General features: G+C 71.8%; 8 protein-coding genes. 4 read left to right on the top strand and 4 right to left on the bottom strand.

Annotated features, from left to right (window positions below; translation table 11 throughout):
- Positions 1-1,875, top strand: a 1,875-nt coding sequence (locus B351_RS0102335) for an amylo-alpha-1,6-glucosidase (RefSeq protein WP_026010257.1), incomplete at its 5' end; no start/stop codon positions are given.
- Positions 1,876-1,950: 75 nt separating this feature from the next.
- Here the strand turns inward: B351_RS0102335 and metK are convergent.
- On the bottom strand, positions 1,951-3,168 hold the full coding sequence (gene metK, locus B351_RS0102330; RefSeq protein WP_019397447.1) for a methionine adenosyltransferase: 1,218 nt from the start codon (positions 3,166-3,168) through the stop codon (positions 1,951-1,953).
- A gap of 153 nt (positions 3,169-3,321) precedes the next feature.
- Between metK and B351_RS0102325 the strand changes: the two genes are divergently transcribed.
- Positions 3,322-4,335, top strand: a complete 1,014-nt coding sequence (locus tag B351_RS0102325) for a metal-dependent hydrolase (protein WP_019397446.1) — start codon at positions 3,322-3,324, stop codon at positions 4,333-4,335.
- Positions 4,336-4,477: 142 nt separating this feature from the next.
- Here B351_RS0102325 and dusB read toward each other — a convergent pair whose 3' ends face one another.
- From dusB to B351_RS0102310, 3 genes are all read right to left on the bottom strand, one after another.
- Positions 4,478-5,476 carry a tRNA dihydrouridine synthase DusB gene (gene dusB, locus B351_RS0102320; RefSeq protein ID WP_019397445.1) on the bottom strand — a complete coding sequence of 333 codons (999 nt, stop codon included), beginning with the start codon at positions 5,474-5,476 and terminating at the stop codon, positions 4,478-4,480.
- 10 nt (positions 5,477-5,486) lie between these two features.
- On the bottom strand, positions 5,487-6,452 hold the full coding sequence (locus B351_RS0102315; RefSeq protein WP_019397444.1) for a ribokinase: 966 nt from the start codon (positions 6,450-6,452) through the stop codon (positions 5,487-5,489).
- A gap of 75 nt (positions 6,453-6,527) precedes the next feature.
- The gene (locus B351_RS0102310) at positions 6,528-7,826 is read right to left on the bottom strand and encodes a NupC/NupG family nucleoside CNT transporter (protein ID WP_019397443.1); all 1,299 of its coding nucleotides are present in this window, start codon (positions 7,824-7,826) and stop codon (positions 6,528-6,530) included.
- A 192-nt stretch (positions 7,827-8,018) separates the two neighbouring features.
- Here B351_RS0102310 and B351_RS0102305 point away from each other — a divergent pair, with 192 nt between their 5' ends.
- On the top strand, positions 8,019-8,993 hold the full coding sequence (locus B351_RS0102305; protein ID WP_019397442.1) for an aldo/keto reductase: 975 nt from the start codon (positions 8,019-8,021) through the stop codon (positions 8,991-8,993).
- Positions 8,994-9,068: 75 nt separating this feature from the next.
- Positions 9,069-9,263: a hemin uptake protein HemP gene (hemP, locus tag B351_RS0102300; RefSeq protein ID WP_019397441.1), complete on the top strand. Its 195-nt coding sequence runs from the start codon at positions 9,069-9,071 to the stop codon at positions 9,261-9,263.
- Positions 9,264-9,331: the final 68 nt, after the last annotated feature.

The following is a 9,331-nucleotide window of genomic DNA, read 5'->3' as shown; positions in this document are numbered from 1 at the left end:
GCCGCCGATCGGCGGCAGGCGGCGGCGGGGCGGGGCGTGATCCACATCGAGCGCTCGCGCTTCCTGTGGCAGGGACGCCTGCACGAGCGCATCGTCTGCTCCAACTACGACCGCGTGCCGGTGTCGGTGCCGCTGACCCTGGAGTTCGCCGCCGACTTCCGCGACATGTTCGAGGTACGCGGCATGGAGCGCGTGCGCCGCGGCAACTACCCGCAGGTGGAGGCCGCGGCCGACCGCGTGGTGCTGCGCTACCAGGGCCTGGACGGGGTGGAGCGGCGCACCGTGCTGGCCTTCTCCACCGCGCCGGCGCGGCTGGAGGAGGGCATGGCGCGCTTCGAACTGCGGCTGGACCCGCGCGCGAGCTTCGCCCTGTACCTGGAGGCCGGCGCCGACGCCGGCCAGCCGGAAGCCACCCGCCACCGCCGGGCCATGGCCCAGGCCCGGCGCGCGCTGCGCGCGCGGCGCCGCTCCGGGGCGCGCCTGCGCGGCAGCGGCCTGCTGTTCGATGCCTGGGTGGAGCGCTCGCGCACCGACATCGCCTTGCTGGCCAGCGACCTGCCTTCGGGACGCTACCCGTACGCCGGCATTCCCTGGTTCTCCACCCCGTTCGGGCGCGACGCCATCATCACCGCGCTGCAGACCCTGTGGCTGGACCCGGGCCTGGCGCGCGGCGTGCTGGCCTTCCTCGCCGAACGCCAGGCCGCGGAGGATTCCAGCTTCCGCGATTCGGCGCCGGGCAAGATCATGCACGAGGCCCGCAAGGGCGAGATGGCGGCGCTGGGCGAGGTGCCGTTCGGCCTGTACTACGGCGGCGTGGACACCACCCCGTTGTTCGTGGCCCTGGCCGGCCGCTACTTCCGCCGCACCGGCGACCGCGCCTTCATCGACCAGCTGTGGCCGGCGCTGCAGCGCGCCACCGGCTGGATCGAGCGCAGCTGCGACGCCGACCCGGACGGCCTGCTGGCCTACGCGCGCGGGCAGGACAGCGGCCTGTCCAACCAGGGCTGGAAGGACAGCGAGGACTCGGTGTTCCACGAGGACGGGCAGCTGCCCTCCGGCCCGATCGCGCTGGTGGAGGTGCAGGGCTATGCCTACGAGGCGCTGCGGGCGATGGCGGCGCTGGCGCGCGAGCGTGGCGAGCACGCGGCGGCGCAAGCCTGGGAGGCGCGCGCCGGGCGCCTGCGCCGGACCGTGGAGGCGCGCTTCTGGGACGAGGCGCTGGACTTCTACGCGCTGGCGCGCGATGGCGACGGGCGCATGTGCCGGGTGCTGGCCTCCAATCCCGGGCACCTGCTGTACGTGGGCCTGCCGCCACCGGAGCGCGCGCAGCGGGTGATCGCGCAGCTGGCCTCGCCGCGCTTCGACAACGGCTGGGGCGTGCGCACCCTGGCCGCGGACCAGCCGCGCTACAACCCGATGTCCTACCACAACGGCTCGGTATGGCCGCACGACGTGGCCCTGTGCGCGGCGGGCATGGCGCGCTACGGCGCGCGCCGCCAGGCGGCGCGCCTGCTGGGCGAGGTGTTCGAGGCGGCGACCCATTTCGACATGCGCCTGCCGGAACTGTTCTGCGGCTTCCCGCGCAGCGCCGGCGAGCCGCCGATCGCCTATCCGGTGGCGTGCACGCCGCAGGCCTGGTCGGCCGGCTCGGTGTTCATGCTGCTGCAGGCCTGCCTGGGCCTGGAGGTGGATGCGCTGGCCGGCGAGGTGGCGATCGAGCACCCGCAGCTGCCGCCGGGCGTGGACCGGCTGTGGGTGGAGCGGCTGGACGTGGGCGGGGCGCGCCTGGACCTGGTGTTCGAGCGCATCGGCGAACGCGTGGTCGCCGCCCGCGCCGGTGGCGCCGAATCGGTCCGGGTAAGCGTGCGGCTGTAGCCGCCGCGCAAAAGCGAAGGGCCGCATCGCGCGGCCCTTCGCTGGTTCCGGCCGCCGCGGATGCGGCGGGGCGGATTACTTCAGCCTGGCGTCGGCGCGCAGCGCCTCGGCCTTGTCGGTCTTCTCCCAGGAGAAGGCGGTGGCGACCTGCTTCTTGCCGGCGCCGTCGGTGTAGCTGACCTCGTACGGCTTGCGGCCGAAGTGGCCGTAGGCGGCGGTGGCCTGGTACACCGGGTGCACCAGGTCCAGCATCTTGATGATGCCGTACGGACGCAGGTCGAAGTGCTTGCGGATCAGCTTCTCGATCTGCGCGTCCGGGATGCGGCCGGTGCCGAAGGTGGTGACCGAGATCGAGGTGGGTTCGGCCACGCCGATGGCGTAGGACACCTGCACCTCGCACTTGTCGGCCAGGCCGGCGGCGACCACGTTCTTGGCCACGTAGCGGGCGGCGTAGGCGGCCGAGCGGTCGACCTTGGACGGGTCCTTGCCGGAGAACGCACCGCCGCCGTGGCGGGCCATGCCGCCGTAGGTGTCGACGATGATCTTGCGGCCGGTCAGGCCGCAGTCGCCCACCGGGCCGCCGATCACGAAGATGCCGGTCGGGTTGATGTGCAGCTTCTTCTTCGGCAGCGTCTCCAGCCACTTCTTCGGCAGCACCGGCTTGAGGATGTACTCGTAGACGCCCTCGACGATGTCCTTGTGCCTGATGCCCGGGTCGTGCTGGGTCGACAGCACCACCGCGTCCAGGCCCACCACCTTGTTGCCGTCGTAGCGCAGGGTGACCTGGCTCTTGGCGTCCGGGCGCAGCCACGGCAGCGGCGAGTTCTTCTTCTTGCGGACCTTGGCCTGCTGCTCGACCAGGCGGTGCGAGTAGTAGATCGGGGCCGGCATGAACTCCGGCGCCTCGTTGCAGGCGTAGCCGAACATCAGGCCCTGGTCGCCCGCGCCCTGTTCCTCCGGCTTCTTGCGGTCCACGCCGGCGGCGATGTCCGGGGACTGCTTGCCGAGCATGTTGATGATGGCGCAGGTGTGGCCGTCGAAGCCGACGCCGGAGTTGTCGTAGCCGATCTGGTTGATGATGCGGCGCGCCAGCGCCTCGATGTCCACCCACGCGGTGGTGGTCACCTCGCCGGCGACGATGGCGGCGCCGGTCTTCACCAGGGTCTCGCAGGCCACGCGGGCGCGCTTGTCCTGCGCCAGGATGGCGTCCAGGACCGCATCGGAGATCTGGTCGGCGATCTTGTCCGGATGGCCCTCGGAGACCGATTCGGAGGTGAAGAGATAGCTGGACATCGGGCTATATCCCTGTATTCGGATGAAAAGATGGCCGCGCATGATACACGCGCGCGCGCCGTCCTGCATTCTGCCGCCGCCGGGGTCGGTTTCCGTTAACGGGGGCGCCCCCGCCGCGGGCCGGCGTGAAGGCCGGCTGCTAGCATCCGGGCCATGGATTCGCTGACCCAGATCGTCCTCGGCGGCGCCGTCGCCGCCGCCATCGCCCCCGCCCGCCACCGCCGCGCCGCGCTGCTGGCCGGCGCCGCCCTCGGCACCCTGCCGGACCTGGATTCGCTGCCGATCATGCTGGCCAGCGACGATCCGGTGGTGCTGATGACCGCGCACCGCAGCTTCAGCCATTCGCTGTTCGTGCTGCCGCTGCTGGGCTGGCTGCTGTGGTGGCTGTTCCGGCGGTACGGGCGTGGGCGGGTGGCGCAGGCGCCGGCGCGCTGGTTCTGGGCGATCCAGCTGGCGCTGGTGACGCATCCGCTGCTGGACGCGTTCACCGTCTACGGCACCCAGCTGTGGTGGCCGCTGCCGGTGCCGCCGGTGATGTGGTCCAGCGTGTTCATCATCGATCCGCTGTACACGGTGTGGCTGCTGCTGGGCTGCGGGGTCGCCTGGTGGGCGCGGGAGCGGCCGCTGGCGCAGCGCGCGCTGGTGGCTGGCCTGGTCCTCAGCAGCGCCTACCTTGGCTGGTCGCTGGCGGCCAAGGCCATGGTCGAGCGCCAGGCCCAGCGCACCCTGGCGGCCATGGGCCTGGGCGATGCGCCGCGCTTCTCGGTGCCGATGCCGTTCAACACCCTGCTGTGGCGGGTGGTGGCGATGACGGCCAGCGGCTTCGTCGAGGGCGAGCACTCGCTGGTGGCCGACCAGGGCCCGATCGCGTTCCGCGGCCATCCGTCCAATACCCAGGCCCTGGCCGAGGCCGCGCAGATCCCGGCGGTGCAGCGCCTGGCCTGGTTCAACCACGGCTTCATGAAGGCGCGCGAGCGCGACGGCCGCCTGGAACTGTCCGACCTGCGCATGGGCGCCGAACCGGACTACAGCTTCGTGTTCGTGGTGGCCCAGCGCGGTCCCGACGGCCGCTGGCAGGCGATCCGGCCGCAGCAACTGCGCCTGCCCTGGGAAGCGCGCCGGCGCCTGGGGCCGATGTGGCGGCGGATCTGGGAGGCGCCGGAGTGATTGGGGTTTCTTGATTCGTGATTCGTGATTCGGGATTGCGCAGTTTCCCTCTCCCCGTGGGAGGGGGCGCGGGAGGGGGCGGGATCACGACACATCGCCCCGGTCGCAACAGCCACGCTTCAGCGCTGCCGTCGCTACGCGCTCAGGCCACCTCGGGCAGGGCGAACGCCACGCCGGCTTCCAGCGCGTCGAAGTAGTCGCGGGTCAGGGCCAGCTGCTCGGCGGCGGTCTGGGCGCGGTTGACCACGGCGCGGAAGGCGGCGTTCTCCGGGCGGTCCTTCGCGTACCAGCCCAGGTGCTTGCGGGCGATGCGCACGCCCTGTTCCTCGCCGTAGAACGCGTGCAGCGCCTGCAGGTGGCCAAGCAGGATGTCGCGCACCTCGGCCACGGCCGGCTCTGGCAGCTCCTCGCCGGTGGCCAGGTAATGGGCGATCTGGCGGAAGATCCACGGCCGGCCCTGCGCGGCACGGCCAACCATGACCGCGTCGGCGCCGGTGTAGGCGAGCACGAAGGCGGCCTTGGCCGGCGAGTCGATGTCGCCGTTGGCCACCACCGGGATGCGCAGGCGCGACTTCACCTCGGCGATGGTGTCGTACTCCGCCTGCCCGGTGTAGTGCTGGTTGCGGGTGCGGCCGTGGATCGCCAGCGCGGCGATCCCGGCGTCCTCGGCGATGCGGGCGATGGCCGGCGCGTTGCGCACCTCGGCGCACCAGCCGGTGCGGATCTTGAGCGTGACCGGCACCTCGACCGCCGCCACCACCGCCTCGAGGATGCGCGCCACCAGCGCCTCGTCGCGCATCAGCGCCGAGCCGGCCCAGGCATTGCACACCTTCTTGGCCGGGCAGCCCATGTTGATGTCGATGATCTGCGCGCCCTGGTCGACGTTGTAGCGCGCCGCTTCGGCCAGCTGCCGCGGCTCGGTGCCGGCGATCTGCACGCTGACCGGATCCGGCTCGCCGGCGTGGTCCATGCGCCGCAACGACTTGGGGGTGTTCCAGAAGCGCGGGTCGGAGATGGTCATCTCCGACACCGCCAGGCCCGCGCCCAGCTGCTTGCACAGCAGCCGGAACGGCTTGTCGGTGACGCCGGCCATCGGCGCCAGCACCACCCTCGGCTCGATCGCGTAGGGACCGATCCGCATCGCCGCCGCCTCAGCCCGGGAAGCGGGCCAGCACCTCGTCGTGGCCCGGCATCGAAGCGGCCGCGCCGGGGCGCTCGGTGGACAGCGCGGCGAAGCGGTTGGCGTAGCGCACGTGGGTGGCGAAGGCCTGCTCCGGGGCACGCGCCAGCGAGGCGGCCAGGGCGCCGTTGAAGGCGTCGCCGGCACCGGTGGTATCGCTGGCGGCCACGCTCTCGGCGCCGATCCGGTAGTAGGGCTGGGCATCACCGCGCAACTGCTCCTCGGCATGCGAGACGAACACGCCCACCGAGCCCATGGTCACCACCACGGTGCCGTGCGGCAGCAGCTTGCGGCACAGCGCGTGCAGGCGCGCGCCATCCAGCGCGGCCACCGCGTCCGGCTCCACCCGCTCGCCGACCTGGCGCGCGAGCAGGGCGGCGAATTCGGTCTCGTTCGGGGTCAGCACGTCGGCCAGGCGCAGCAGGCCCATGCTGGCCTGCGCGTTGGCCGGCGCCGGGTTGAGCACGGTGGTGGTGCCGGCCTCGCGGGCCATGGCCAGCGCCGCCTCGATTGCATCCACCGGTGATTCCAGCTGGGCCAGCAGCACGCCGGCCGCGCGCGCCAGCGCCGGGTCGGCGGTGACGTGGGCCACGCCCAGCACGCCGTTGGCGCCGGCGCCGATGACGATGGTGTTGCGGCCGCGGGCGTCGACGTAGATGCCCGCGGTGCCGGTGGGCTCGCTGCTGGACTCGGCGCGCAGGTCGATGCCGTCGGCCGCGGCCAGTTCGCGCGCCAGCGCGCCGCCGGCGTCCTCGCCGAGGGCGCAGATGAAGGTGGTCGGCGTGCCGGCGCGGGCGGAGGCCACGGCCTGGTTGAAGCCCTTGCCGCCGGGGCCGGTCATGTACTGGCCGGCAATGGTCGCGCCGGTGGCGGGGAGTTCGTTGCAACGCCAGACATGGTCGACGTTGAAGGAGCCGACGACGATGACCGGATTCATGGAGCCTCTGCTGCGTCTGGACTACGGGGGGAATGGCCAGGCCGGGCGCGGGGGCGCGCGGCCGCCGGCCGGCGGTCAGCCGAAGTGCGACAGTACACCGGCGATGGTGGCGGTCATGAAGGTGGCGATGGAGCCGCCCAGCACCGCGCGCAGGCCGAAGCGCGCCAGGTCCTGGCGGCGCTCCGGGGCCAGGCCGCCGATGCCGCCGATCTGGATCGCGATCGAGCTGAAGTTGGCGAAGCCGCACAGCGCGTAGGTCGCGATCAGCGCGCCCTCGCGGCTGAGCACCTGGCCCGGCACCTGGCCGTTCACGATCTGCGACAGCTCGGTGTAGGCCACGAACTCGTTGATCACGACCTTCTGTCCGATCAGCGAGCCGACGGTGGTGGCGTCGGCCCACGGCGTGCCGATCACCCAGGCGATCGGCGCCAGCAGGTAGCCGAGGATGGTGGACAGGCTGGTCGGCTTGCCGATCGCCGAGGCGATGCCGGTGACCTCGCCCAGCCAGGTCAGCGGGGCGTTGACCAGGGCGATCAGGGCGATGAAGGCCAGCAGCATCGCGCCGATGTTCAGTGCCAGGCGCAGGCCGTCGCCGGCGCCGGCGGCGGCCGCGTCGATCACGTTGGCGGTGGTCTTCTCCACTTCCATCTTGACCGTGCCGCGGGTCAGCGGCTCGGCGGTTTCCGGCACCAGGATCTTGGCGATCACCAGGGTGGCCGGGGCGGCCATGATGCTCGCCGCCAGCAGGTGCTTGGCGTAGAACACCTGCTGCTCCGGGTCGCCGCCGCCGAGCATGCCCACGTAGGCCGCCAGCACGCCGCCGGCGATATGGGCCATGCCGCCGATCATCATGGTCAGCAGCTCGGACTGGGTCATCTTCGGGATGTACGGGCGCACGGTCAGCGGCGCCTCGGTCTGGCCGATGAACACGCTGGCGCAGACGCTGGTGGTCTCGGCGCCGGACACGCGCATGACCTTGGTGATCGCCCAGGCCATGGCCCGCACCACCGCCTGCATCACGCCCAGGTGGTAGAGCACGCCCATCAGGGCCGAGAAGAAGATGATGGTCGGCAGCACCTGGAAGGCGAAGATGAAGCCCACCGTCGAGGTGTCCATCAGGCTGCCGAAGATGAAGTTGGAGCCCTCGCCGACGAAGCCGAGCACGCGCACGAAGCCGTGGCTCATGGCGTCGAACACCTCGCGCCCGCCCGGCACCAGCAGCACCAGCGCCGCGAAGGCGATCTGCAGCACCACGCCGGTGCCGACCAGCTTCCAGTCCACCGCGCGGCGGTTGTTGGAGAACAGCCAGACGATGCCGATCAGCACGGCCAGTCCGAACAGGCCGAAGCCGATCCGTCCGATTGCCTCGATCATGAGGGTTCCGCGAATGTTAAGGATGTGCGAAAGCGTAGCAGGTCGGCCCCCTGCGCGTATGTATGGAGCACGCCAGGGCCCGTCGCCAAAGGCGGCGCAGGGGTGTTGCGACGATCGCCGGGCGCCTTGTTGCGCGGCCCCGCGGCGGACGCGCCTACACTGCCGCATCCGTGATCCACAGGAGTGACTCCGATGCAATACCGCCGCCTTGGCGCCACCGGCCTGCAGCTGTCCGCGCTTTCCTTTGGCGCCTGGATGACCTTCGGCCGCCAGGTCGGCCGCGGCCAGGCCCGCGAACTGGTGGCCGCGGCCTGGGACCACGGCATCAACTTCTTCGACAACGCCGAGGCCTATGCCAACGGCGAGGCCGAGCGGGTGATGGGCGACGTGATCGCCGACCTGCGCCTGCCGCGCGACGGCTTCTGCGTTTCCAGCAAGGTGTTCTTCGGCGCCGCCGAAGCGCCGCGCCCGACCCAGCGCGGGCTGTCGCGCAAGCACGTGGTCGATGCCTGCCACGCCGCGCTGAAGCGGCTGCGGGTGGACTACCTGGACCTTTATTACTGCCACCGCCCGGATCCGGACACGCCGGTGGAGGAGACGGTCGCGGCGATGGACATGCTGGTGCGCCAGGGCAAGGTCATGTACTGGGGCACCTCGGAATGGCCGGAAGCGCTGATCCGCGAGGCGGCACGCTTCGCGCGCAGCGAGCACATGGCCGCGCCGGTGGTCGAGCAGCCGCAGTACAACCTGCTGCACCGGCAGCGGGTGGAGCTGGAGTACGCACCGCTCTATTCGGAGCTGGGCCTGGGCACCACCACCTGGTCGCCGCTGGCCTCGGGCCTGCTGACCGGCAAGTACGCCAACGGCCTGGCCGGGGAGGGCAGGCTGGCCCAGGCCGATGCCGGCTGGCTGCAGCCGCTGGTGCTGGGCGACCCGCAGGAGCGCCGGCTGGAGCGCGCGCAAGCCTTCGTCGAGGCGGCGGCCCGGCTCGGCGAGGCGCCGGCGCCGCTGGCCATCGCCTGGTGCCTGCGCAATCCGCATGTCAGCAGCGTGATCCTCGGCGCCAGCGGGGTGGAGCAGCTGCTGCAGAACCTCACCGCGCTGGACGTGGCGCAGCGCCACGACGAGCAGGTGTGGCAGCGGCTGGAGGTGGTCACCACCCGCTGAGGCGTTGACACGCAAATGCGAATTATTATCATTGGCGGGGCTGGAGCCTTCCCGTCCCCCCCGCTGGAGTCCGCAATGAACGTGCATCGCCTGAGCCTGCCTTCGTCCTCCGTCCGCAGCACCCCGGACGGCGCCAGCGTTTCCATCGATGCCGAGGCCCTGAGCAGCGAGCAGCTGCTGCGCGGCCGCCGCGAGATCCTGATCCGCCACGGCGACCGCGTGTATCGCCTGCGCCACACCAGCAACGACAAGCTGATCCTCACCAAGTAACGCCTGCGGCCCCGGCCCCGGCGTCCTCCCTCCCCCGCGCCGGGCGCCGTGGCCGCGGCGCGCCAGGC

Source organism: Pseudoxanthomonas sp. GW2, assembly GCF_000283075.1.
Taxonomy (GTDB): domain Bacteria; phylum Pseudomonadota; class Gammaproteobacteria; order Xanthomonadales; family Xanthomonadaceae; genus Pseudoxanthomonas.
The sequence above is the reverse complement of the archived record's forward strand: the minus strand, read 5'-3'. Positions and strand labels throughout refer to the sequence as shown.

Excerpts from the sequence above, each read along its gene's own strand:
- metK (WP_019397447.1), bottom strand. The coding sequence starts at position 3,168 with ATGTCCAGCTATCTCTTCACCTCCGAATCGGTCTCCGAGGGCCATCCG.
- B351_RS0102325 (WP_019397446.1), top strand. The coding sequence starts at position 3,322 with ATGGATTCGCTGACCCAGATCGTCCTCGGCGGCGCCGTCGCCGCCGCC.
- dusB (WP_019397445.1), bottom strand. The coding sequence starts at position 5,476 with ATGCGGATCGGTCCCTACGCGATCGAGCCGAGGGTGGTGCTGGCGCCG.
- B351_RS0102315 (WP_019397444.1), bottom strand. The coding sequence starts at position 6,452 with ATGAATCCGGTCATCGTCGTCGGCTCCTTCAACGTCGACCATGTCTGG.
- B351_RS0102310 (WP_019397443.1), bottom strand. The coding sequence starts at position 7,826 with ATGATCGAGGCAATCGGACGGATCGGCTTCGGCCTGTTCGGACTGGCC.
- B351_RS0102305 (WP_019397442.1), top strand. The coding sequence starts at position 8,019 with ATGCAATACCGCCGCCTTGGCGCCACCGGCCTGCAGCTGTCCGCGCTT.
- hemP (WP_019397441.1), top strand. The coding sequence starts at position 9,069 with ATGAACGTGCATCGCCTGAGCCTGCCTTCGTCCTCCGTCCGCAGCACC.